Below are 22,286 nucleotides of genomic sequence, written 5' to 3' on the forward strand. Positions count from 1 at the left end.
TGTTTCTACCCTTTTTCCACTTCTCCTTTCATCTTATCATTTCAATATAGAAAGGAGGAATTAATATTGAACAATCTCTTACTACGTTATAATAAACCAATTATTATAAGACTGTGCGGCGAATTATTAACCCGAACAACCGAATCCATGTTAGCTCTTATTATGATTATTTACGTTAATAAAATGTTAAACGGTAATATAATAATAACTATGCTCATCTTTGGACTACAACCACTATCAGACATTGTATTTACACTTATTGCTGGGGGAATTACTGATAAATATGGGCGAAAGAAAATTATGTTACTCGGCTTATTGCTACAAGGCGTTGCAATCGGTAGCTTCATCTTTGCTCAATCTGTTTTTATATTTGCTTTGCTTTACGTCATAAATGGGATTGGCCGTTCCCTATATATTCCCGCTCAACGTGCACAAATTGCTGATTTATCAACACAAAAACAACAAGCAGAAATTTTTGCTCTTTTGCATACGATGGCTGCAATTGGTTCCGTAATCGGTCCAATAATTGGTGCTATCTTTTATCGTACTCACCCTGAATATTTATTTATAATGCAAAGCATTACACTTATGGTATATGCAGTAGTTGTATGGACGCAGCTTCCAGAAACCGCTCCAGTATTTATAGAGCCAAAGCAAAAAGTTGAAGTATCATCTTCAAAACAATTTGTAAGCAAGCATTACGCCGTTTTAGGACTTATGATTACTACACTCCCTATTAGCTTTTTTTATGCTCAAACTGAGACAAATTATCGCATTTTCGCTAAAGATATATTTCCAGATTTCGTATTCATGCTCGCTTTTATTTCAACATGCAAGGCTATAATGGAAATCTTCCTGCAAGTTTTCCTTGTGAAATGGTCTGAACGATTTTCTATGGCGAAAATTATTCTTATTTCTTATACCTGCTATACAATAGCTGCAATTGGCTACGGGATTTCAGCAACAATCACGTCACTATTCTTCACTTTACTTTTTTTAGTCATTGGGGAAAGTATTGCCTTAAACCATTTACTTCGATTCGTTTCAGAAATCGCTCCTACAGATAAGCGTGGATTGTATTTTTCAATTTACGGGTTACATTGGGATATATCTCGTACGTGCGGTCCTGTACTTGGTGCGGTTTTATTAAGTAAACTAAACGGTAGCATGCTATTTTATATTTGCGCTTGTTTCTTAATAATGGGAGGGATTATTCAAGCACTGTTTATTCATAATGTAGAACGTAATAAAATAAATAAAGACGTTTCGGAGCATACCCCTCATATTTTATAGGATGCTTTCTTTATAAAAAGAAGGATGTCACAAAAGTCTCGAGACTTTTGTGACACCCTTTTTTATTACCCTGCCATTTTATTAATACTATCTTCTGGTGAAAATACCGAAATATGATTTACCTTACCAGTCGATTTTGGAATAATGAATTTTAACTCAAACTGATTGTTTACTTTATATACGTATATTTTATCTTCCCCATTTACTTTAACTGAAGCTGGTTTTCCTAATGCTTTCTCTATTTCTTGTAATGTAATTAATTTTAGCTCTGCATGATAGGAGCGTACATCAAAAACTTGTGATCCTTTATTAAAACCGAAGGAAACATTTTTATTTGTAAAGGTAGCATACATTCCGTTGCCTGCTTGTTCCGTTTTATCTGCTTTACCCCAATCTCTTTCTATTTCTTCAATATCACCTGTATGTGCTGCGAACGGAACATTAGGTACTTTTCCTTCTTTCGCTAGTTCAAACAAATCTTTAATGTGGTTAATTGATTTTTGATTTATAACTGTATCTTTCGTGCTTGAATCTGTCTTTGTTTTTTCTGATCCTTCATTATTTGATTTTACTTCAGGCTCTTTCTTTTCTTCAGAAGAATTATTTTGTTCGTTTTTACTATTTTCCGAGGTTGGGTTTGTTTCCTTTTTTTCGTCTGTCCCTTTACATGCTACTAATGCAAATATGCATGTAAAAGCGAGAAATAACATAGCTATCTTTACATACACTTTCATACATTTCAGCCCCCCTATTATAATCTTATTCCTTTCGATAACCAATCCATGACACCGCTTTTCAAATTGTGTTTGTTCCAAAAAGTAAATGCTTCACTCTCTCCCAATACTTGTACAACATATTCTACAAAAGCTGTTCCTAAAAAATAACCGAGTCGGTTGTATCCAAAATACTGTCCTCCAGATAACCGAAACCACTCTTTCTCTTTTTCAAACGTCCATCCTTCTATATAATCTTCCAAAAAACGATTCTTTATTTGTTCTTCATTTTCTATATAGCATTGTAACCAACGTTCGCCATCATTGTTATATGAGTAGTACACTGATTCATTTAAACCTCTCATAATTTGCTTTGATAAATATGTTGCAACACCTTCACGATACAAATTAACTGATCCGTCAGTCCAATCGGCTTTCCCCCAATCCATTCCATCATTGTGTAACATAACATTATGATATATATGTCCTATTTCGTGAGCGACAATAACACGAAGGTGATTTACATCTGGAGATAATTTTTCTGCCGCAAAAAATATGTCTCCAATAATTTCCCTTTCTACAAATGCATTAGAGCCAAAAGCTCCAACAAATAGATGAAAATTCATATTTACATCAAAGTTATATTTATAATGATATTCATTCGTTATTTCTTGAATAATAGTCGGTAATGTTTCTGCAATGATACGAATTTCTTCTATTTTTGCGGGATATTGTTTAATGGCATTAGAAACTCGTTCTCTCGTATGTGGACAATGATACTTAAAGTATTCTTTAAATATCTCTGGATACGAAGTAAAGTATTGGTTGAGGACTGCTAATTCTACATCGTTACTTTCCCATAATTTTAAAAAACTTGGAATTGTATTATTTATCATTTTTTCCATCTCCTTATATATCCCTTCTCGCCATTTACACTGCAATCCTTCCTGAAACGTAGAAAAAGCAACAAAGATGAGTCTTCTTTGTTGCTTTTTCTGTTTAATCAAACCATTTATCACCATCAGAAATCCATTTACCATTATGCAAATCATAACATTTATTATAATAATAAAAAAAGCTGCCCAAAAAGGACAGCTTTACATATGTATTTTTACACTTCGATTGACTTACCATCTTCAACAATATGATAAAGTAAGTGAGCTAAATGATGAATTGGGCCATACTCTTCCTCTTCCTCATCTGTTTCACCGTGGAATTCAAGATCATTTAAGTATAGTGCTAAAAATTGATAGTATAATTTTAAATCAAATCCGTAGCACGCAGTTGGCTCTTCATGATCCCCTTCGTATTGTAACATTAAGTATTGATCATTACCTTCTGCATCTTCTGCATCAAAGAATACGAAGAATCCAACGTTTGTATCTAAATCAAATAGATGACGAGTGCCTTTTTCTGTTGCTTTATTGAAGTCCTCTTCACTTAATTTATGTACTGTTGTCGCTTTAGCATTATCTTCTTGATGGAAATTTACTGTAAATGTTTTCAATGCTGACACCTCCTGATTGTATAATACTAGCATAACATATAAAAAGGACTGCTTACAAATGTAAACAGTCCGTACATTCATTTCCGCATTGCTCGTAATAAAAAGCTTACGATGAAAATTAAAATAATCGCACCGATTAAAGCTGGAATAATTGCAAACCCGCCTATTACAGGGCCAAAACTACCAAGTAATTTCGTACCAACCCAAGAACCGATAATACCAGCAATAATATTACCAATTACACCACCTGGTACGTCTCTTCCAGTAATTAAGCTTGCAAACCATCCTAATAAACCACCAACGATTAAAGACCAAATCATATGATAACCTCCTTTATATTTCACCAATCAAAATATAATTAGAAACAATTGCTTACCATTAGTTATGTTACATTTTCCATAAGTTATTCATACAGCTTAACCACTAAGTTAGTTCAAAACAGTGAACGATCTTTTTTGAACTGACAATTTATACAGTTCCACATATTAAGGACAATCAGGCTTTAATATCGTTCGCATAAATTCTTCTTTAAAAGCCAGATAGTTAAAACCAACTGCAATTTTTTGGATAGGCCTATTATCAAACGTTGTCGGCTCAGCTATTTTTCTAAAGTCTGCCACACTTTGTCCTCTTGTTACGTCATTTGTCGTACTAATCCAAACTGCAGATTTTTTATATTCAAAAATATCATCATTTATAAAAGAAATGAACGGAAGTAAATCGTGAATTGGACTTCCAGCAATACCCGGGTATTCTTTTTTATAAAAGTTCTCATAATAAAAATCGATCATTGGTTTAATGAGTTTTGCCTGCCCTGTTCCTTCTTTATTAATCATATCCAACATTTCAGGAGTAATTAGAGCGTCTTGTGTTACATTTAACGGATAAATAGTCGCATTCTTTGCGTACTTCATAACAATATTTGCGGCGATTGGATCTCCATAAAAATTCGCTTCTGATACAGGAGTAACGTTACCAGGAAATAAAAAAGCACCACCCATAATATAATACGAACATACCTTATCCATGACATTTGGATATAATAAAAATAACGTTGCCAATGTTGTTAATCGTCCTGTCGCTACAATAATGATATCTTCTGGACAAGGCTCAATTAATTTAATTAATTCACAAAAATTTTCCCGTTTACAAATCCTCATATCAGGTGGAATAATTGGACCTAAACCGTGATCTCCATGAATTTCAGGAAAGAATAAAGGTTCTTCTGCTGTCATCGGTCTTGCTGCACCCTCAATGATTTTTACTTCTGTAGCATAGTATCTTTCTAAAAAATACACATTTTCCGTTACAATCTCTCGCGATACATTCCCATATTCAGCAACAATACCTATAATATCTAATTTACATGTTTTATTTGCATAAATTAACGCCACAGCATCGTCAATACCAAAGTCTCCAAAAAAGATGATTTTCTTATTAACTATCCTCACCCCTCTTCAGCATAGTCTACTACTATTATTATGTGAAAAAGACAAGGCTGTGAAACGGTACAAACTAAAAAAGCCACCTATTTATTGGCGACTTCAATCTTTTTATAAGATAAATATGCTAGTACATTTTTACTTGAATCGTATTTTGGATTATTTCCTTTTCTCGGTTCTCTCATATGTGTTTTTTCAAATCCAGGAATATCTGGCATTTTCTCCATAAATTCAAGCATTTCTTCTTCAGTTCCTTCAATACGTACGCGAATCATTATTATATTTCCTCAATTCTCATTTTCTCTGTACTAAGTATAACGTACTTTGAAAAGACTGCAAGAAATTTATCTTTTTAATGTCACGCTTTTTTTGCATACAAACAATGCCATTTCAGTATAAAACGAATTTATTTTATTATTTTCAATTTGAATATTAAAGAATTCTTGCATTTCAACTGGTGTTTTCATCATACATTCTGTTAATTTCATACGTTTCTGCAAAGGTACATTCATCATATCGCACCACCAGTCAAATTCAAATTTCTTGTCAAAAGTAAGGCATGATTGCATTTGCAAACCGTTTTTTTCTAACATGGTAATCCATTCTGTTTTTTTCAGCGCTCGTTCATGACTCGGATCTCGCTTTTTTTCTATAAAATTATAAAATGTATCAAATTCATTATTTTCCGGTGAAACATTATCTATCAAAATAAACAATCCATTATGTTCTAACGTACGATTTACTTCATAAATAAACTGAGCTGGATTCGTAAAATGATGTGCTGCAATTCGGCATGTAATCGTATCAAAAGAACTATCGGCAAACGGTAAACTTTCAGCGTTTCCAGCGACAAAAGATACATTTTCATATCCATTACTTATAATAAAGTTTTTTGCATTCTCTAACATTTTTTCTGTTAAGTCTAAGGCAACTACTTCTTTAAACAATGGAGCTAATACATTCGCAACATGTCCACCGCCAGTAGCAATATCAAGAAGACGATTATTATGACGAGACTCTACTTGTTGAACTACATATTGTAAATCCGGTCCTTTTGCATGAATTTTACTTTTTACATACTTTTCCGCATTATTACCAAACTGTTGTTTTACAAGCTCTTCTTTACTCATTTTATCATCTTCTTTCTATTGTTACTTACATATAAGATTCATGTAATAATTAAAGTTCTCTTTATGTATTTTCAAATCCTCTTTTCAGCTTACTTCTTATCATGCTGTCCTATCATCGATATAATATTAATGTTACGTTTTATTACTAAACAAAAAAGGCTACGGGAACTTGTCCCCTAACCTGACTAAATATTTATTACATTTTTACTTTTTCATATACATCTATATAATATAAATCCTCTTTCAACTTCATAATAACGTCTACTTCGTTATAAGTAGCCTCACGAGCATGTAAACCAAATTGATCCATACCAATCCATATCCATCCAGGTGTATGCTGTAGAACATCTATGTTAAAATAATCTAATTTAATAAGCTCCGATTTAATAAAATTATCTTTATTAGCGATTTGTTTATCTATTAAACCATATTCTTTTCCATTTTCAAGTAGCGATATAATTTTCCCTAAAATCGGATGTTCACGTATAATAAAATGATATTCCCTTTCGTCTACATTCGCCATAATTAAACAAGAATTAGATAAATCAGATCCTAAATTAGACATCTTTATTTATTCACCTCCTTTATGAGTTTCACAAACATAATAACAAATGAATATTCAAATAAAATTAATATAATGTAAAAAATAAAAAAGCTGACTCCCTTTTAGAAATCAACCTTTATATTTGGATCATCTGTATACTTTTACAAACTATTATAATGTTTCTTTTTCCTCATCATTCCCGGAAACTAAATTCCCAATAGCATCTGCCGTTACTTCAACTACAAATTCACAAATACCTGCTACAACTTCTCCAATTACTTCATCCATCTTTTTACCCCCTTATTTTATGTAACTTATTTGTAGTATAGAAGAGATTGGTTATTTTTAACTATCGGAAAACGTGACAAAAACATTACAATTTTGTAATGTTTTGTAATTTGTTTAGTTCCTATCCTTTGAAACTCCAAGTATGATTAACAAGCATATAGGCCATCATAATATCAATTAAGTTCCAATTATGCTAGAGGAGGCGTGTAAAATATACTACGTAAAATTAATTAAAGGTCAATCATTCTATGCTTTTGATCATCGTTTCTTAATGTCTGAAGAAGAAAAGGTTTCCGAGAAAGTTTATAATTACTTACGTCGTAATGAATTTTTCGAAGTACGTAAAGAAGAATATTCAGCCTGATGTATTAAAAGCATCAAGAAAAATATCATTTAATTGTGATATTTTCTTGATGCTTTTATTTTATTTATCCTTAATTTCAATGAATATGTAATCATTGGTTGTATGCATTTTGACTTACTTGTTTCATCTATTAACACATCAAATTTTTGACAAATCAAAAAGATTGAAATCCACTCATGAAACACGTAATATAGACTCTGACTCTAAAAAAGTTCGTTATAAATTATACATAAAATAAGGAGGTTTTATATACGAGTTTTTCATTTTAAAAGACGGAGAGGTTTTACATTATGTGGCGTAATAAAAATGTTTGGATTGTGTTAATTGGAGAGTTTATTGCTGGTCTAGGGCTATGGCTTGGTATTCTTGGCAACCTTGAATTTATGCAAAAATATGTCCCTTCTGATTTCATGAAATCAGTTATATTATTCATCGGACTATTAGCTGGTGTACTAGTTGGTCCTATGGCCGGTCGTATTATCGATCAATATGAAAAGAAAAAAGTTCTTCTTTATGCTGGGTTCGGTCGCGTTATTAGTGTTATTTTTATGTTTTTCGCTATCCAATTTGAAAGTATTGCCTTTATGATTGCATTTATGGTTGCTCTTCAAATTTCTGCAGCATTTTACTTCCCTGCATTACAATCTGTAATTCCACTCATCGTACGTGAGCATGAGTTATTACAGATGAACGGTGTACATATGAATGTAGGTACAATCGCTCGTATTGCAGGTACTTCACTAGGTGGAATTCTTTTAGTTGTAATGAGTTTACAGTATATGTATGCCTTCTCAATGGCAGCATACGCTTTATTATTCCTCTCAACTTTCTTCCTACAATTCGAAGATAAGAAATCAACAACACCAAGTAAACAAGCTGCGAAAGATAATAGCTTTATGGAAGTCTTTCGTATTTTAAAAGGAATTCCTATTGCTTTTACAGCACTTATATTAAGTATTATCCCTCTATTATTTATAGCCGGATTTAATTTAATGGTAATCAACATTAGTGAAATGCAACATGATCCAACGATTAAAGGCTTTATATATACCATTGAAGGTGTAGCATTTATGTTAGGGGCCTTCGTTATTAAACGTTTATCTGACCATTTCAAACCTGAAAAATTATTATATTTCTTCGCTGTTTGTACCGCTTTTGCACATCTTTCCTTGTTCTTTAGCGATATAAAATGGATGTCTCTTACATCATTTGGTTTATTTGGTTTTAGTGTTGGTTGCTTCTTCCCTATTATGTCGACAATTTTCCAAACGAAAGTGGAAAAAAGCTATCATGGTCGTCTCTTCTCATTCCGTAATATGTTTGAGAGAGTTATGTTCCAAATTGTCTTACTCGGCACAGGCTTCTTCTTAGATACGATTGGATTGCAATATATGGTTCTCATTTTCGGTGTGATTTCATTATTAATTATTTTCATTTCATTATCTAAACAGAAACAATATGAAAAACAACCTTCGCAATCTGCGAATTTATAACATAAACAAAGACGCATGGATCATATTTGATTAATCCATGCGTCTTTGTTATATAAAGCCTTATTTATTACGTTTATTGTAATTATTTAAAGGAGTACCCTCTTTCGCTTTCGAATACAGTATACTAACATGATATATACAGGAGGTGCGAAATTGTCTGATGTTATGCAGTTATTTAGTATCTTTATTTTTGTATTAGCTCTGTTTAGCATCATAAACTTTTTAGCTATTTCCTTATCTGGACATAACTTTAAAAGAAGAATTATCGCAGGTTTCATATTTTTACTGATAACTCCTATTGTTTTTTTTGCTACCTTAGCATTCGCTTCTATATTTGATAAAGCTGGATTTGGCGCAGGTGGGCTAGCCTTCATTGTTGCAATTATATATATTTTAAATGGAATAATGATCCTACTTTCCTCATTATTTTTCCTCAAAAGAGACATAACATAGGCTATAGTACTCTGCATGAATCTGACTTTATACTAGATTCATGCTTTTTCAATTCTCCCAAAATTTTTATGTGAAATTAAATAATTCTTTATAAAAATTTAAACTTTATTTATTACAATATTTGTATCGTATTCGCACGTTTATTGAAAATGAAAAGAAAGGAGTACAAAATGAAAAAGATTCTATTAATTATTCCAATATTCATCGTTCTACTTAGCGGATGTAGCAATAATGATATATACGGTTCTTGGGAAGTCGTTGACAACAAAAATGGTCTTTGCCCTGCATCTTATAAATTTGAAACAGTTGTAAAAGAAGAAAAGAAAGAAAAAATTGTTCAATATTTAGTTGAGATGCAAACATCAAAGGAAAAAGAAGATTTATACAAAGGCTCATTTGTAAAGAATTCTAATGTATATCACATTGATTATGGTAACTCATTTACATCGGATCAAACTTTAAAAGTTGTCGATGGCAAATTAAATGTATACTTTTATGCAGTGGAAAAGTTATGTACATATAAAAAGAAATGATTACACTTCATATAAGACGCAGAAAATATTTTCTGCGTTATTTTTAATTTACAAAACCTCCCCAAAAACATTTCCCTCTTTTAAATCTTTAAATTTAAATGTAGTATTATATAATAACAATATTTTAATGCGAGGTGCTTTTTTTGAGAAGTTTAAGTTCATTAATTGTATCAACAATCTGTTCCATTATCCTAATCCTATGGAGTGCACTTTCATTTTATGAAAGATTCTCGACAGGAAATTCATACTATTGGCTTAGTGGTATATTAGGCCTCGTTTTCATGTTCTTTTTCATCCAAAATATGCGGGATATACTTAATAAAAACTATAAAACATCCTAAACCGTATAGAAATATATAATAAACAATTCAGTTAACCAATCCTTATTTACAACGCCCTTTCAAAAAAGACTAATCCTCCCTCTAAATTTGTCAATCGTTTTAATTTTCATAAAAAAATGATAAAATGTAAACATGTGTTTTCAGAATAATTAAAAACGCAGAAAGAAAACACTGTTTTTAGGAGGGGTTTTGATGACTTACACGTTAGCAACTAGAATGAAAGCATTCCAATCTTCTATATTTAGTGAATTAGGGGCTTATAAAAAAGAAAAAATTGCAGCAGGTCACAAAATGATTGATTTAAGTATCGGGAATCCTGATATGCCGCCTGCTGACTTCGTAAGAGAAGAAATGGTACATACAGCAAGTAAAAAAGAAAGCTACGGATACACATTAAGTGGTATTCAAGAATTTCACGAAGCTGTAACTGAATATTACAACAACACTCATAACGTTAAATTAAATGCCAATAAAGAAGTTTTATTATTAATGGGTTCACAGGACGGACTCGTTCACTTACCTATGGTTTATGCAAATCCGGGAGATATTATATTAGTTCCGGATCCAGGATATACAGCTTATGAAACTGGAATTCAAATGGCTGGTGCAACATCTTACTACATGCCATTAAAGAAAGAAAATGAATTCTTACCTAATTTAGCAGCTATCCCCGAAGATATTGCTGATCAAGCAAAGATGATGATTTTAAACTTCCCAGGGAATCCAGTTCCAGCAATGGCTCATACAGATTTCTTTAAAGAGGTAATCGCATTTGCGAAAAAGCATAACATTATTGTTGTCCATGATTTTGCTTATGCTGAATTTTATTTTGATGGCAATAAACCAATTAGCTTCCTCTCTGTACCTGGTGCTAAAGAAGTTGGAGTAGAAATCAACTCTTTATCAAAAAGTTATAGTTTAGCAGGTAGCCGTATTGGATATATGATTGGAAACGAAGAAATTGTTCGTGCACTTACTCAATTTAAATCAAATACAGATTATGGTGTGTTTTTACCAATTCAAAAAGCGGCATCAGCGGCACTAAGAAATGGCGCTGCGTTTTGTGAGAAAAATCGCAGTATTTATCAAGAACGTAGAGATACTTTAGTTGATGGATTCCGAACATTTGGTTGGAATGTTGATAAACCAGCTGGTAGTATGTTCGTCTGGGCCGAAATTCCGAAAGGCTGGACTTCTATAGATTTCGCTTATGCATTAATGGATCGTGCGAATGTCGTTGTTACACCAGGTCATGCATTTGGACCTCATGGAGAAGGCTTTGTACGTATTGCACTTGTTCAAGATAAAGAAGTGTTACAACAAGTTGTTGAAAACATTAGAAATAGCGGTATTTTTTCTCTTGAAAAAATAAATGAATTAGTTAAAAATTAATGATAACTCCCCTGCTTAACTGTAGCAGGGGTATTATTTATTGGAGGTACTTTCATATGCATATTAAAGACACTCTTCCTCATCGTTATCCTTTTTTAATGATTGATAAAGTAACAAATATAATCCATAGTCAATCCGTTACGGGATATAAACTCATTTCAAATAATGAGTGGTTTATAAATGATAATCAAAAACATATGCCTCATATGTTAATTGTAGAAGCACTTGCTCAGCTTAGTCCATTTGTACATACAAGTGACTCTGAAGGGCTAGGCTTCCTCTCCTCATTAGATGGGGTTGAATTCCATGGAAACGCATTTCCCGGTGATAAGCTTGATTTACATTATGAGCTAACTCGTAATCGACGAGGTTTTATTCTCGGTAAAGGTACTGCAACTGTTAACGATCAGCCGATTGTAACTATAGAAAAACTATTAATATATCAAGCAGAATAGAGATGATGTAATTCGTCGGGATATCTCACTCCTACAAATTCGTTTCACTAATATGAACAGAGTAAATAAATTACTTGGTTAGGGGCATGAAAATGGAAAGTACTATCGGTATCGATGCCGGAGGAACATTAACGAAAATTGCTTATTTGAACGAACAAAAGCAATTAGCTTTTGAAAAATTTTATTCAAATGAACAAGATAAAATAATAAATTGGCTTAAGAAAAACACTCGTATAAAACAAATATGTATTACAGGTGGTAAAGCAAAACAATTACAGCAACTACTTTCACACTCATATAAAATAGTAGAACGAAACGAATTTGAAGCTACTCTAATAGGTGTCCAATACATATTAAAAAAAGAAAAATATGATATAAATAACTTTATATTAACAAATATCGGTACAGGTACTTCCATTCATTACGTTTATAATGACCAATATATTCGCGCTGGTGGAACCGGTGTTGGCGGTGGTACTATTATGGGGCTTTCAAAATTGTTAACAAATATAGACTATTTTGAAGATGTGATTCCTTTAACAAAAGTAGGTTCTAGAAAAGAACTAGATATTACGGTTGGAGATATTTATGGTGGCATTCTCTCTCCTATTGATAATAGCTTAACTGCAAGCAATTTCGGAAAAGCTACCAAAACAGATTCAAATTTTAGTAGTGCTGATATACTAGCAACTGTGCAAGGGCTTGTAGGTGAAGTCGTTACTGCATTAAGCCTTCAATTCGCCGAAACAAAAAACATTGACCATATTATTTATATTGGTTCCACTCTATGTAATAACGTACACCTTCAAAATATTATTAGTAACTACACAAAATATCAAAATAAAACACCAATCTTTTTACGAGATGGTGGTAATAGCGGTGCGATTGGTGCTTTACTTCATGTTACGAATAAAAAAAGCTGACTTTTGTCAGCTTTTTTGCAACGGTACTTCAAATTCAATAATCGATTTCCCGTTTTCTCCAATTCGCTCTACACTAATTCTATCAATTACACATTGTAACTTTTCAGGGAAACTCTTAATTTCCTTAGCTACTTCAGCAGCTAACTCAGTACTTTCTTTTCTCCCGACTGTTAAATGCGGTATGTACGAAATATCTTCTTTCAAAAATTGTAATAAAGCGCCTGTATACAGCATATCATGAAGTTCTTCTATTTGTTTTTGCCCCTTTTCAACTCGTAAAAATAAATATTCCCCTTCACTCGTAATTTGATTCGCAAATTCAATTTCTATCTCCTGTATCCCTTTTGATAATTTTAAAATATGTAATTTCAGCTCATCATTTGAAGTCGAGCTTTCAAATGGGAATACAATTGTAATATGCGGTGGGATTAAACCGAATAAAGGATCATGTTGTTTCCTAATGTCCTCTATTTCATTAATAGACATGTCGTTTAGAAAAAGTAAAATTGTACGCATTTTTATATCCCCTACTTTCTCTTTTTTATATTCATCATATTGTATGGTAGCTTGCACTTCAACAAATGATTTCAATTACATATAAAAAGAAAAAACTTCTCAAAAGAAAAGTTTTTTCTTATAAAGCATGATTACTATTTTCCCGCCAAACTTTCCTAAACTTTATATAACTAGCTATTCTCCAAGGGATAATATACGATACTGCAATAACATAAAATAATAAACCAATCGTTTGTTGATCTAAGTCAACAATATATTGTCTTGAACCGTATCTTAAAACGACAAGTGCAATAAAAGTAATTAAAAAGGCTGCACTTTTTTTCGTATAAATATTCCCATCATCTCTTCGCTCATAATTTGTTAAAACTATAAGTGGTACGGCGAAAAGAACCCCAATGAATGCTGCTATTATACCTTGTAAAATAGCTGGATGTACGGGACCAAAAAACCATAAAACACCAGGTGTTAAAAATAGTAATGGCCACAAAATACGTATCCCACTGCCCTTTATTGGCTTATACATAGAACGATAACGACGCCAGAGTATTAGTAGTGCAATGCATAAAAAGACTGTAACGAGTGAAGATGTATCTCTCATTTGTTTTTCCTACTCTCCCAAAATATTTACTTAATTACACTTTAAATTGTTTGCTCAAATGATACTTTTTGAATAAATATACCGCTAGTCACGATATAGACGATAGTTAATATAATTGAAATGACAATAAAGTATGGGATATCTATTAAAGATAGATTAGATGTAGAATTTAAATCCTGTATTCCTACGTCTGCATAAAGCACACTATTCAATGATATAAAAAATGTTCCGCCTATCATAAGACCAATCCACTTAAAACGTTTCTTAATCACTACTGCTACTTGAAAAAAAGTTGCTATTGTAACATACAATAATAGTTGTACAATAAACTGTTTAACTGAGTGTTCTCCTAACCTTTTGCATTTGGTACTAAAATCGCTAGATAAATAACGTTAAAGAGAAAATTCTTCTCCATCGTATCCTTACCATCAAACCAATATGTCTCAACCATATCTTCTGTAAAGGCTCCATTCCCTCTTGCACCATAGTTTACCTTTATACTTTCATTCTCTAAACTTATACTTTGAAATGTTTCACCACCGGGTAAATGATTAAGAATTGCAACCACATCTGAGTTATTATCAAACATATGTCCCAGCATATTTCTTAAAAGCACCAGGTTCAATATCAGATATTTCTTTTATTCTTTCTCCGCTAGAACAAGCAGAAATAAGTAAAAAAATTGTTAGCATAACAACCACATTACGATGCATATATTTCATTTAGCATCCCCCATTATTATCGATATTTCGTTCATTACAATACTTCTTCTCAAAACCCTTTAAAATATACGCATTTTAATCAAAATTAAAAATTTTCGATTTTTATGTTTACAATTATCCATTAATTGTATATACTTACTAACGTAAGAAAAAATTCTAAAAGGAGGTCGAAGGAAATGATGAAATTACAATTACATGCTTTAACTTTAGCGTTAACTGCACCTTTGTTTTTCGGACAATTAAATATGAATTCGACCACCCTAATGGAGAATTGAAAATCGCACTTTATTTCTATTAATTCATAAATTCGCCACAGGAGGTCGTATACTTTCCTGTGGCTTTTTGACGCCCAGCCGTAGGAGAACTATATCTTCCTGTGGCTTTTTTGTGCGATTTTTTAGCCTCTTATATTATTTTTTAAAGAAAGGAGCAACATTCGATGACTATTAGCGTATTGTTTTTAAGTATTACGATTCAAAGAAATACAATTTCCAAAGATGAAATTTTTCATAACGAGCAAATTGAAAAAGCTATGAATGATGTTAAGGAGCGCCAAGCGCTTTATTGTGATCACCTGTAATTCCTTTTCGAGAGGAGGAATTCATTTATGGCTTTTCATATTTTCTTTTTTACAACTGTACTTCAGAAAAAGACTTTATCTGAAGATGAAATCATTCGTAAACAACAATTAAAGCAACTGACTGATAAAATGACTGACATTAAAAGTTCATACTATACGCAAATGTATTAAAAATATATTTTTAAGGAGCAATACCTTCATGAAATTTAAAGCATTCTTTTTAACAATCACCATTCAAAAACGTAAGCTTTCTCAAAGTGAGATTTTGCGTGAGCAACACATTCAAACTATTATGGACGAAGTGAAAGAGCACCAAGCTTCTTATTACAGCCGTCTTTTCTAAATAACTTTTAAAGGAGCAATACCTTCATGAAATTCAAAGCATTCTTTTTAACAATCACCATTCAAAAACGTAAGCTTTCTCAAAGTGAGATTTTGCGTGAGCAACACATTCAAACTATTATGGGTGAAGTGAAAGAGCGTCAAGCTTCTTATTACAGCCGTCTTTTCTAAATAACTTTTAAAGGAGAAATATCCTAATGAAATTTAAAGCATTCTTTTTAACGATTACCATTCAAAAGCGTAAGCTTTCACAGCAAGAAATTTTGCGTGAGCAACACATTCAAACTATTATGGGCGAAGTGAAAGAGCGTCAAGCTTCTTATTACAGTCGCCTTTTCTAAATAACTTTTAAAGGGGAAAAAACATATGAAATTTAAAGTATTCTTTTTAACGATCACCATTCAAAAAACTAAGTTCTCAGACAGTGAGATATTGCATGACCATCAAATTAATAAAGCTATGGAGGATGTAAAAGAACGTCAAAGTCACTACTGTAGCCATCTATAATTCCTTTCGAAAGGAGGAATGTATCATGAAGTTTCACCTTTTCTTTTTAACAATTACAATTCAGAAAAAAAACTATTCTGATGCGGAATTAAAACAAGAACAACAATATAAACAGGTTATAGACGAAATTCGAGATCGTAGAAGCAAATACTACTCTCACCTATAAATCTTTAAAATATAAAAATTGAAAGGAGTCGATTATGATGTTGATAGCACGTTCTAAAGAAATGATTTGGATAGTTCAGAGGGATTCCACATAGTTTTATAGACATACTATCACACAAGTATATCGTTATATTTGATGTGTAATAAATATATAATAAAATTACACCCGTACACTTTTAATGTTGAGTAATAAACAAAAGATACACCACTTAAAAAGCGGTGTATCTTTCTCAATTTATACTATTTCCGATTATTTCGTTTCGTCTTAAACAATCTCACTAAGTTCGAAACAACTGTTTTCGTTACTGCATAAACTGGCACTGCTAAAATCATTCCGATAATTCCCGCAAAGTTACCTACCCCTAAAATTAAAATAATAATTGTTAAAGGGTGGATATTTAATTTTGAACTCATAATACGCGGTGAAATGATGTTACTTTCAAACTGTTGTACAATTGTTACGATAATAATTACGTACAACGCTTGCATCGGAGATACGAACAGACCTACAATAACAGCTGGTGCTGCACCAATAAATGGACCTAAGTTAGGAATGATATTTGTAAATGCTGCTATAATTCCTAAAACGAAAGCGTACGGTAAATCGATAATTAAATAACCGATAAAAGTAAAAGCACCTACAAATATACAAACGAGCGCTTGCCCTTGAATATACGCAGATAATGTTTCGTTCGTTTCCTTAATGATACGAAGTCCTTCTTCACGGTAAGACACAGGTAATAGACTAACTGCTTTCCCTGGAAACGCATGTCCATCTTTAAACATATAAAATAAAATAAACGGTACTGTGAAGATAACTAATGCAACGTTTGTGATAATACCAAATAAAGCCGTTGCACTCGACGTAATCGTGTTTGGTATATCCTTTAAGTATTCAATCGCGTTTTTCTCAATTGTTTCAATGGAAACGTAGTTTTGTGTAGATAACCATTCAAATAATCTGTGATGGGATAAATCTTGTATGTATAGTTTTCCCTCTTTAATATAACCTGGCATATTTTTTACTAAATCCATTAACTGTTGTGAGATCGTTGGAACAACTACCCCAACTCCAACTGCAGTTAATGTTATAATAAAAAGATATAACAGTAAAATCGCTAAATTTCTAGGTACTTTTTTATTCTCCAAAAAGACTAACAATGGGTTAAATATGAAGTATAAAAATAACGCGATTAAGATTGGGAAAAACAACGTAGATATGAAGATACCAATCGGTTGAAATAGAAACGATATTTTTGTGCAAATAAATATGATCGCTACAACCATTAGCACTTCTAATGTCCAAAAGTGCACTTTCGATTTCAAAAAAACGTCCTCCTTTAAACTAGCACTTCTCTTCATTGTACCAAAATAAGCAAGAATTTCACATAATATTTTCCTTTACAATATTCCAAAATACCAATAAATACACTACAATGAGATTACATACAAATTTGCAGGTAAAGGTGATAAAAATGACACAATGCATCATATGCAGAAAAGATACGAAAGAACTTAGTGAACAATATGTCATCCCCGAAATATTATGTGGATATTATTTCACAAACTCAATTTGTGATACTTGCCATGAACAAATGACAACAAATATTGATCGTCCCTTAATTCGGCATAAATTAAGTCAATTTAAGATTGAACAAATGAAAAAACAAATTGATTCCCCGCTCTATACGAATGAACATGGTGAGGAACTTGCGGCTGCTGAGACAGATGTTGTTGAAGTAAGTGATGAAATACTTTATTCCAATACATTAATTATGAAACTATGTAAAAAGCACGATATTTCACTACATAATGAAATTTGGAAAGAAGAACGTGTAACGAAAGTAGCTAGCTCTATTCAACGTGAATTACTTTTAGATAACCGTAAATACAAAATGAGTGTATTAAAAATGGCTTATACTTTCGCTGTACAAGCTGTTGATGGCTATTTTGAAGATCCAGATGCGATTGATATTTCTAACATTCTATCAAATGCCGATTTTATGGAATTAAAAGAAAAAAGTATAGTTCGCGATTTAAGTAAAAGTTCTTTATGGAATACATTAAATACAAATAGCGAGAACCATTACTTTATTTTATTAAGTGATAAAGATGGCCTGTTCTGTTTCATTCGTTTATTTGATATATTTGACGTTGTCGTTCACTTATCAGAAAAGAGATATGAACTTTCATCTCCAATTGTCGGCGTAAATGATGTAAATAGACAGGAATTTTATATCCAAACTTTAAAACAGTATATGGATGGGCTATTTAAAGAAAAAAAACCTTCTATTTAATCGAAATCAGAACATACGGTCTCCTTCCTTGACGAAAAGACACTGTGTTATAATAAGTATGAAAAGAACAATACAATCACATAAACCAATTATTAATTGTAAATAAATAAAAAAGACCAGTGTGCGGCTACACACTAGTCCACGTAACTTAGCAGATTGGATTGTTCATTTATCCTATTTGTTTCTTACAAACAAAACAACCCACATTCTATTGGCATAGGTGGGTTGTTATTTTTTGAGCTTGTCTATTAAAACGACGACGAACGTTAACAATGCAACGAGAAACAGTCCACCCTGCAGTAACAACGCTATTTCACTCACGTATTATCACCCCCCTCCTATTCGGAGAAGTGATAATTGAACAACCAACCGTACCTTAAGTTACTATTTAATTTTACCATATTTTCTAATAGTTTACGATGAAAACCCGCAAGTGAAATACTTGCGAGTTTTTTTATCCCGTATTAACAGGCAGTAAACAAAATGAAGCAAAACATAGGTGAAACTGCCTGTAAATGCCCGATTGGTTCAACTTTATTTCTCACTATTTTTTTAAAGCAAATGCATCAGCTATCATTTCACCAACAATTTTATTTTCTTGTTTCTTCTCGTCTTTCAATAAAGGAAATAACAGTTCTGCCACTTCATATGCCTCTTCTAAATGGGGGTATCCTGATAATACAAACGTATCAATTCCTAACGCTTCATATTCTTTTATTCTTTCTGCTACTGTATGCGGATCTCCAACAAGCGCAGTACCCGCACCACCTCTTACAAGCCCAATTCCAGCCCATAAGTTAGGACTTATCTCTAACGACTCTCTCGTACCTTTATTTAAGTGTGTCATTCGTTTTTGTCCGACTGAATCATATCTTGCAAATGTTTTTTGAGCGAGCTCAATTGTTTCATTATCTACATATTGAATTAACCTTTCAGCCTCTTCCCATGCTTCTTCTTCTGTCTCTCTTACAATTACGTGTAGTCTAATACCAAATCGTACGTTACGCCCCTTCTCTTCCGCAAGTTTTCTTACTTCTTCTATTTTCTCTTTCACTTGCTCTGGCGGCTCCCCCCAAGTTAAATATACATCACTATGTTCCGCTGCAACTTCTTTACCTGCAGCAGACGATCCGCCAAAATAAATTGCTGGATACGGCGTTTGAACCGGAGGAAATACAACTTTACTATCCGTAACTTTAATATGCTTTCCTTCTAAAGAGATCGTTTCACCTTGCAAGGTCGATTTCCAAACTTTTAAAAATTCATCGGCTGCTTCATATCTTTCATCATGTTCAAGATATAATCCATCGCCATGCAATTCAACAGGATCTCCTCCAGCTACTACATTAATAAGTAACCTCCCATCTGAAATTCTATCAAATGTAGATGCCATCCTCGCTGCAACTGTCGGTGACATTAGTCCTGGTCTAACTGCTACTAAAAATTTTAATTTCTCTGTCTCAGCTGCAAGTGCCGATGCTAATACCCATGGATCTTCACACCCTTGACCAGTTGGAAGTAATACACCCGAATATCCTAAATAATCAGCTGCAGCTGCAACTTGTTTATAATAACCATACTCAGCTGCTCTTCCTCTTTTTGTCGTTCCTAAATATCGACCATCTCCATAAGCCGGAATAAACCATAATAATTCCATACCTTTACACACCCCTTATTTATTTTGAAACGCATACTAACATACTCTATATAAATTACCCCTAATAATTTACCCCGCTATTTGCGGGCAGTAAGATCCCCACCTTAAAATTCAGCGAAAGCAAAGAAGTTAGGTGGGGGATGACCCTCCCCACTGATTAAAGTTTCACTTTATATGTTAATTCCCTGTCTCTCCTTTAAAATTATCTCGCCATCTTAAAAACTTCACTTCTAGTAAACGTACGAGTGAATCAGAAAACTTTCCAACGAATGCAAAAATAATAATGCCGACAAATACGATATCTGTATTTGAAAATTGCCTTGCATCCATAATCATATAGCCGATACCTTCTGTAGACCCCATAAGTTCTGCTACTACTAAACTCACCCATGCAACTCCTAAAGATAACCTTGCTCCCAGTAATAGATTTGGCAATGCGGCAGGTAAAATTAATTTTGTAATTAATTTTCTTTTACTAAACTCTAACACTCTCGCAACATCGAATAGTTTTGAATCTACACCTCGTATCCCTAAAAACGCGTTTACGTATAAAGGAAAAAATGCACCGTCCGCAATTAATAATACTTTCGATGTTTCTCCAAAACCGAACCATAATACGAAAAGCGGTGCAACAGCTAAATGAGGTACAGTTCTTAACATTTGTACAGATGGATCTAAATATTGCTCACTTCTCGTTGAAAATCCAACAATCGTTCCTAAAATAATTCCTAAACTCCCGCCGATAAAGAAACCAGCCGCAGCCCTGAATACACTGAAACTTAAATGACCGAATAACTCTCCTGTTTTTATAAGTTCTTGAAAAGCTAGTAATATATCTAATGGTGTTGGTAAAACTGTTTTAGAAACTAAATCGAATACGCCGGCTAACTGCCAAATAATTAATACGATAATCGGTATAGTAATCGCTCTTACTAGCACTTTTACATTCGTCTTTCGCACTTTCTTTACATTATTTTTGCCAATCGTTATACCCGTTGGTTTCATAACAGCTTTCGTATTCTCCAATTTACAAAACCTCTTTTCATTTCGCCTTTAATGCTTTTTCTACGAAAGAATTGTCTACTACTTTATCTGTCTTAATTTCTTTCTTTATAGAGCCTAGCTTATATTGAAAATCCGCTGTCTTTTGCTGTTCCGCTATTATTTCTTTCGTTACTGGAACTAAAATTGGTTTGTCGTGATTAAACACTTCTTTTACAATTTCGGCATCTATTTTCTTTGCAGAAGTATATATTTTTATCGCTTCATCTAAGTTTGACTCTTGCCATACACGTGCTTTTTCATAAACTTTAAGGAATTTCTCAACTAATTCTGGGTGCTCCTTCGCAAATTTTGTTCTCGCAATTAAAAATTCTGGAGAAGAAACATTTAATAGTTCACCATCTGCAATAACTTTTGCCCCTTTATTTAACGTATGTAGCGAGATGAATGGATCCCATATCGCCCATACATCTACTGATCCGGATTCAAATGCCGGCTGTGCTTCATCTGGTTGTAACTGAATAACATTTACATCTTTCGCATTGATACCTTCTTTTTCTAAGGCTCGATACAATAAATTAAACGCGCTACTCCCTTTTGCTACCGCAATTTTTTTACCTTTTAAATCTTTTACACTCGTAATCTTACTATCTTTTTGTACAAGAATCCCTGTTCCTTTTCTCGCATAACTTGTATTAGCAATTTCGGTAAATTCAATACCTGCTGCTTGCGCTGAAATAACTGGGGAGTTCCCCACTTCACCAAAGTCTAATCGATTTGATGAAATCGCTTCAAAATAAGGAGGTCCGCTTTGAAACTCTGTCCATTTCACCTTAACCCCTTCTTTTTTAAACTCCTCTTCAAACCATCCTTTTTTCTGTGCTAATAATAGCGGGCTTAATCCTTGCTGTATACCAATTTGTACTGTTACATCTTCCTTCTTACTACTTGCTGTGCTTTTTTCACATCCAAATAAAAATAAAGAAATAGCTACTGCAAAAGAAAGAACTTTAATTTTTTTATACATAT

General features: G+C 32.8%; 31 protein-coding genes and 2 pseudogenes. 16 read left to right on the forward strand and 17 right to left on the reverse strand.

Annotated elements, in window-relative coordinates:
• Positions 1-66 precede the first annotated feature (66 nt).
• On the forward strand, positions 67-1,293 hold the full coding sequence (locus ILS93_RS02195) for an MDR family MFS transporter (protein WP_098103614.1): 1,227 nt from the start codon (positions 67-69) through the stop codon (positions 1,291-1,293).
• 65 nt (positions 1,294-1,358) lie between these two features.
• Here the strand turns inward: ILS93_RS02195 and ILS93_RS02200 are convergent, their stop codons facing one another.
• The 8 genes from ILS93_RS02200 to ILS93_RS02235 all read right to left on the reverse strand — a co-directional run bounded on the left by ILS93_RS02200 (position 1,359) and on the right by ILS93_RS02235 (position 6,650).
• A complete protein-coding gene (locus ILS93_RS02200; RefSeq protein WP_154131825.1) occupies positions 1,359-2,027 on the reverse strand; it encodes a YjgB family protein in 669 nt (222 codons plus the stop codon).
• A gap of 17 nt (positions 2,028-2,044) precedes the next feature.
• A complete protein-coding gene (locus ILS93_RS02205; protein ID WP_222659839.1) occupies positions 2,045-2,902 on the reverse strand; it encodes a gluzincin family metallopeptidase in 858 nt (285 codons plus the stop codon).
• A gap of 215 nt (positions 2,903-3,117) precedes the next feature.
• Positions 3,118-3,513, reverse strand: coding sequence for a hypothetical protein (locus tag ILS93_RS02210; protein WP_000847586.1), 396 nt, complete (start codon positions 3,511-3,513; stop codon positions 3,118-3,120).
• 77 nt (positions 3,514-3,590) lie between these two features.
• The gene (locus ILS93_RS02215; RefSeq protein WP_064475557.1) at positions 3,591-3,833 is read right to left on the reverse strand and encodes a GlsB/YeaQ/YmgE family stress response membrane protein; all 243 of its coding nucleotides are present in this window, start codon (positions 3,831-3,833) and stop codon (positions 3,591-3,593) included.
• Positions 3,834-3,998: 165 nt separating this feature from the next.
• Positions 3,999-4,964, reverse strand: a complete 966-nt coding sequence (locus ILS93_RS02220) for a nucleoside hydrolase (protein ID WP_064475558.1) — start codon at positions 4,962-4,964, stop codon at positions 3,999-4,001.
• 77 nt (positions 4,965-5,041) lie between these two features.
• A complete protein-coding gene (locus ILS93_RS02225; RefSeq protein ID WP_000621879.1) occupies positions 5,042-5,230 on the reverse strand; it encodes a DUF3970 family protein in 189 nt (62 codons plus the stop codon).
• Positions 5,231-5,299: 69 nt separating this feature from the next.
• Positions 5,300-6,085: a class I SAM-dependent methyltransferase gene (locus ILS93_RS02230; protein WP_098103616.1), complete on the reverse strand. Its 786-nt coding sequence runs from the start codon at positions 6,083-6,085 to the stop codon at positions 5,300-5,302.
• Between the two features lie 196 nt (positions 6,086-6,281).
• Entirely contained in the window at positions 6,282-6,650 is a 369-nt protein-coding gene (locus ILS93_RS02235; RefSeq protein WP_098103617.1) for a hypothetical protein, read from the reverse strand.
• 478 nt (positions 6,651-7,128) lie between these two features.
• On the opposite strand from ILS93_RS02235, the gene ILS93_RS02240 reads away from it, so the two are divergent.
• The 7 genes from ILS93_RS02240 (at position 7,129) to coaW (ending at position 12,871) form a co-directional block, all read left to right on the forward strand.
• On the forward strand, positions 7,129-7,281 hold the full coding sequence (locus ILS93_RS02240; RefSeq protein WP_071723536.1) for a YqbF domain-containing protein: 153 nt from the start codon (positions 7,129-7,131) through the stop codon (positions 7,279-7,281).
• A 290-nt stretch (positions 7,282-7,571) separates the two neighbouring features.
• Complete coding sequence (locus ILS93_RS02245) at positions 7,572-8,774, forward strand: MFS transporter (RefSeq protein WP_000269247.1); 1,203 nt, start codon at positions 7,572-7,574, stop codon at positions 8,772-8,774.
• 165 nt (positions 8,775-8,939) lie between these two features.
• A complete protein-coding gene (locus ILS93_RS02250; RefSeq protein WP_370458089.1) occupies positions 8,940-9,227 on the forward strand; it encodes a hypothetical protein in 288 nt (95 codons plus the stop codon).
• Between the two features lie 170 nt (positions 9,228-9,397).
• Positions 9,398-9,760: a hypothetical protein gene (locus tag ILS93_RS02255; RefSeq protein ID WP_064475563.1), complete on the forward strand. Its 363-nt coding sequence runs from the start codon at positions 9,398-9,400 to the stop codon at positions 9,758-9,760.
• 533 nt (positions 9,761-10,293) lie between these two features.
• Positions 10,294-11,493 (forward strand): LL-diaminopimelate aminotransferase, encoded by a 1,200-nt coding sequence (locus tag ILS93_RS02260; RefSeq protein WP_222659841.1) that lies wholly within the window; start codon positions 10,294-10,296, stop codon positions 11,491-11,493.
• 56 nt (positions 11,494-11,549) lie between these two features.
• Positions 11,550-11,948 (forward strand): 3-hydroxyacyl-ACP dehydratase FabZ family protein, encoded by a 399-nt coding sequence (locus ILS93_RS02265; RefSeq protein WP_098102550.1) that lies wholly within the window; start codon positions 11,550-11,552, stop codon positions 11,946-11,948.
• Between the two features lie 92 nt (positions 11,949-12,040).
• A complete protein-coding gene (gene coaW, locus ILS93_RS02270) occupies positions 12,041-12,871 on the forward strand; it encodes a type II pantothenate kinase (RefSeq protein ID WP_088046644.1) in 831 nt (276 codons plus the stop codon).
• Positions 12,872-12,877: 6 nt separating this feature from the next.
• Here the strand turns inward: coaW and ILS93_RS02275 are convergent, their stop codons facing one another.
• From ILS93_RS02275 to ILS93_RS02290, 4 genes and pseudogenes are all read right to left on the reverse strand, one after another.
• On the reverse strand, positions 12,878-13,387 hold the full coding sequence (locus tag ILS93_RS02275) for a 2'-5' RNA ligase family protein (protein ID WP_222659843.1): 510 nt from the start codon (positions 13,385-13,387) through the stop codon (positions 12,878-12,880).
• Between the two features lie 118 nt (positions 13,388-13,505).
• Complete coding sequence (locus ILS93_RS02280; protein ID WP_064475568.1) at positions 13,506-13,985, reverse strand: CcdC family protein; 480 nt, start codon at positions 13,983-13,985, stop codon at positions 13,506-13,508.
• Between the two features lie 41 nt (positions 13,986-14,026).
• Positions 14,027-14,338: pseudogene (locus ILS93_RS02285) on the reverse strand (DUF4052 family protein); the annotation flags it as partial.
• Positions 14,338-14,707, reverse strand: a pseudogene (locus ILS93_RS02290) (DUF4825 domain-containing protein); the annotation flags it as partial. The pseudogenes ILS93_RS02285 and ILS93_RS02290, both read right to left, overlap by 1 nt.
• Before the next feature lie 439 nt (positions 14,708-15,146).
• Here ILS93_RS02290 and ILS93_RS02295 point away from each other — a divergent pair.
• The 7 genes from ILS93_RS02295 to ILS93_RS02325 are packed head-to-tail and all read left to right on the forward strand — an operon-like array spanning position 15,147 to position 16,302.
• Positions 15,147-15,287: a YrzI family small protein gene (locus ILS93_RS02295; RefSeq protein WP_000156189.1), complete on the forward strand. Its 141-nt coding sequence runs from the start codon at positions 15,147-15,149 to the stop codon at positions 15,285-15,287.
• A gap of 27 nt (positions 15,288-15,314) precedes the next feature.
• Positions 15,315-15,458 carry a YrzI family small protein gene (locus tag ILS93_RS02300; protein ID WP_064475571.1) on the forward strand — a complete coding sequence of 48 codons (144 nt, stop codon included), beginning with the start codon at positions 15,315-15,317 and terminating at the stop codon, positions 15,456-15,458.
• Between the two features lie 28 nt (positions 15,459-15,486).
• Complete coding sequence (locus tag ILS93_RS02305) at positions 15,487-15,630, forward strand: YrzI family small protein (RefSeq protein WP_017560126.1); 144 nt, start codon at positions 15,487-15,489, stop codon at positions 15,628-15,630.
• 26 nt (positions 15,631-15,656) lie between these two features.
• On the forward strand, positions 15,657-15,800 hold the full coding sequence (locus tag ILS93_RS02310; protein ID WP_098111721.1) for a YrzI family small protein: 144 nt from the start codon (positions 15,657-15,659) through the stop codon (positions 15,798-15,800).
• 26 nt (positions 15,801-15,826) lie between these two features.
• Entirely contained in the window at positions 15,827-15,970 is a 144-nt protein-coding gene (locus ILS93_RS02315; protein WP_000668981.1) for a YrzI family small protein, read from the forward strand.
• Between the two features lie 25 nt (positions 15,971-15,995).
• Positions 15,996-16,136, forward strand: coding sequence for a YrzI family small protein (locus tag ILS93_RS02320; RefSeq protein WP_000669812.1), 141 nt, complete (start codon positions 15,996-15,998; stop codon positions 16,134-16,136).
• Between the two features lie 25 nt (positions 16,137-16,161).
• Positions 16,162-16,302 carry a YrzI family small protein gene (locus ILS93_RS02325; RefSeq protein ID WP_064473550.1) on the forward strand — a complete coding sequence of 47 codons (141 nt, stop codon included), beginning with the start codon at positions 16,162-16,164 and terminating at the stop codon, positions 16,300-16,302.
• 239 nt (positions 16,303-16,541) lie between these two features.
• Here ILS93_RS02325 and ILS93_RS02330 read toward each other — a convergent pair whose 3' ends face one another.
• Positions 16,542-17,627: an AI-2E family transporter gene (locus ILS93_RS02330; protein ID WP_064475575.1), complete on the reverse strand. Its 1,086-nt coding sequence runs from the start codon at positions 17,625-17,627 to the stop codon at positions 16,542-16,544.
• 149 nt (positions 17,628-17,776) lie between these two features.
• Between ILS93_RS02330 and ILS93_RS02335 the strand changes: the two genes are divergently transcribed.
• Positions 17,777-18,598 (forward strand): HNH endonuclease, encoded by an 822-nt coding sequence (locus tag ILS93_RS02335; protein WP_064475576.1) that lies wholly within the window; start codon positions 17,777-17,779, stop codon positions 18,596-18,598.
• Between the two features lie 228 nt (positions 18,599-18,826).
• Here ILS93_RS02335 and ILS93_RS02340 read toward each other — a convergent pair whose 3' ends face one another.
• From ILS93_RS02340 to ILS93_RS02355, 4 genes are all read right to left on the reverse strand, one after another.
• The gene (locus tag ILS93_RS02340) at positions 18,827-18,919 is read right to left on the reverse strand and encodes a putative holin-like toxin (protein ID WP_001289320.1); all 93 of its coding nucleotides are present in this window, start codon (positions 18,917-18,919) and stop codon (positions 18,827-18,829) included.
• 223 nt (positions 18,920-19,142) lie between these two features.
• Positions 19,143-20,255, reverse strand: a complete 1,113-nt coding sequence (ssuD, locus tag ILS93_RS02345) for an FMNH2-dependent alkanesulfonate monooxygenase (RefSeq protein WP_064475577.1) — start codon at positions 20,253-20,255, stop codon at positions 19,143-19,145.
• Between the two features lie 177 nt (positions 20,256-20,432).
• Entirely contained in the window at positions 20,433-21,281 is an 849-nt protein-coding gene (locus ILS93_RS02350; protein ID WP_064475578.1) for an ABC transporter permease, read from the reverse strand.
• A 16-nt stretch (positions 21,282-21,297) separates the two neighbouring features.
• Positions 21,298-22,284, reverse strand: a complete 987-nt coding sequence (locus ILS93_RS02355) for an aliphatic sulfonate ABC transporter substrate-binding protein (protein WP_098102407.1) — start codon at positions 22,282-22,284, stop codon at positions 21,298-21,300.
• Positions 22,285-22,286 lie beyond the last annotated feature (2 nt).

The organism is Bacillus sp. 16GRE42, from assembly GCF_019837435.1.
Classification (GTDB): domain Bacteria; phylum Bacillota; class Bacilli; order Bacillales; family Bacillaceae_G; genus Bacillus_A; species Bacillus_A wiedmannii.

Coding starts and splice junctions, on each gene's coding strand:
- ILS93_RS02200 (WP_154131825.1), bottom strand. CDS start 2,027: ATGAAAGTGTATGTAAAGATAGCTATGTTATTTCTCGCTTTTACATGC.
- ILS93_RS02205 (WP_222659839.1), bottom strand. CDS start 2,902: ATGATAAATAATACAATTCCAAGTTTTTTAAAATTATGGGAAAGTAAC.
- ILS93_RS02215 (WP_064475557.1), bottom strand. CDS start 3,833: ATGATTTGGTCTTTAATCGTTGGTGGTTTATTAGGATGGTTTGCAAGC.
- ILS93_RS02225 (WP_000621879.1), bottom strand. CDS start 5,230: ATGATTCGCGTACGTATTGAAGGAACTGAAGAAGAAATGCTTGAATTT.
- ILS93_RS02230 (WP_098103616.1), bottom strand. CDS start 6,085: ATGAGTAAAGAAGAGCTTGTAAAACAACAGTTTGGTAATAATGCGGAA.
- ILS93_RS02235 (WP_098103617.1), bottom strand. CDS start 6,650: ATGTCTAATTTAGGATCTGATTTATCTAATTCTTGTTTAATTATGGCG.
- ILS93_RS02245 (WP_000269247.1), top strand. CDS start 7,572: ATGTGGCGTAATAAAAATGTTTGGATTGTGTTAATTGGAGAGTTTATT.
- ILS93_RS02250 (WP_370458089.1), top strand. CDS start 8,940: ATGCAGTTATTTAGTATCTTTATTTTTGTATTAGCTCTGTTTAGCATC.
- ILS93_RS02255 (WP_064475563.1), top strand. CDS start 9,398: ATGAAAAAGATTCTATTAATTATTCCAATATTCATCGTTCTACTTAGC.
- ILS93_RS02260 (WP_222659841.1), top strand. CDS start 10,294: ATGACTTACACGTTAGCAACTAGAATGAAAGCATTCCAATCTTCTATA.
- ILS93_RS02265 (WP_098102550.1), top strand. CDS start 11,550: ATGCATATTAAAGACACTCTTCCTCATCGTTATCCTTTTTTAATGATT.
- coaW (WP_088046644.1), top strand. CDS start 12,041: ATGGAAAGTACTATCGGTATCGATGCCGGAGGAACATTAACGAAAATT.
- ILS93_RS02275 (WP_222659843.1), bottom strand. CDS start 13,387: ATGCGTACAATTTTACTTTTTCTAAACGACATGTCTATTAATGAAATA.
- ILS93_RS02280 (WP_064475568.1), bottom strand. CDS start 13,985: ATGAGAGATACATCTTCACTCGTTACAGTCTTTTTATGCATTGCACTA.
- ILS93_RS02295 (WP_000156189.1), top strand. CDS start 15,147: ATGACTATTAGCGTATTGTTTTTAAGTATTACGATTCAAAGAAATACA.
- ILS93_RS02300 (WP_064475571.1), top strand. CDS start 15,315: ATGGCTTTTCATATTTTCTTTTTTACAACTGTACTTCAGAAAAAGACT.
- ILS93_RS02305 (WP_017560126.1), top strand. CDS start 15,487: ATGAAATTTAAAGCATTCTTTTTAACAATCACCATTCAAAAACGTAAG.
- ILS93_RS02310 (WP_098111721.1), top strand. CDS start 15,657: ATGAAATTCAAAGCATTCTTTTTAACAATCACCATTCAAAAACGTAAG.
- ILS93_RS02315 (WP_000668981.1), top strand. CDS start 15,827: ATGAAATTTAAAGCATTCTTTTTAACGATTACCATTCAAAAGCGTAAG.
- ILS93_RS02320 (WP_000669812.1), top strand. CDS start 15,996: ATGAAATTTAAAGTATTCTTTTTAACGATCACCATTCAAAAAACTAAG.
- ILS93_RS02325 (WP_064473550.1), top strand. CDS start 16,162: ATGAAGTTTCACCTTTTCTTTTTAACAATTACAATTCAGAAAAAAAAC.
- ILS93_RS02335 (WP_064475576.1), top strand. CDS start 17,777: ATGACACAATGCATCATATGCAGAAAAGATACGAAAGAACTTAGTGAA.
- ssuD (WP_064475577.1), bottom strand. CDS start 20,255: ATGGAATTATTATGGTTTATTCCGGCTTATGGAGATGGTCGATATTTA.
- ILS93_RS02355 (WP_098102407.1), bottom strand. CDS start 22,284: ATGTATAAAAAAATTAAAGTTCTTTCTTTTGCAGTAGCTATTTCTTTA.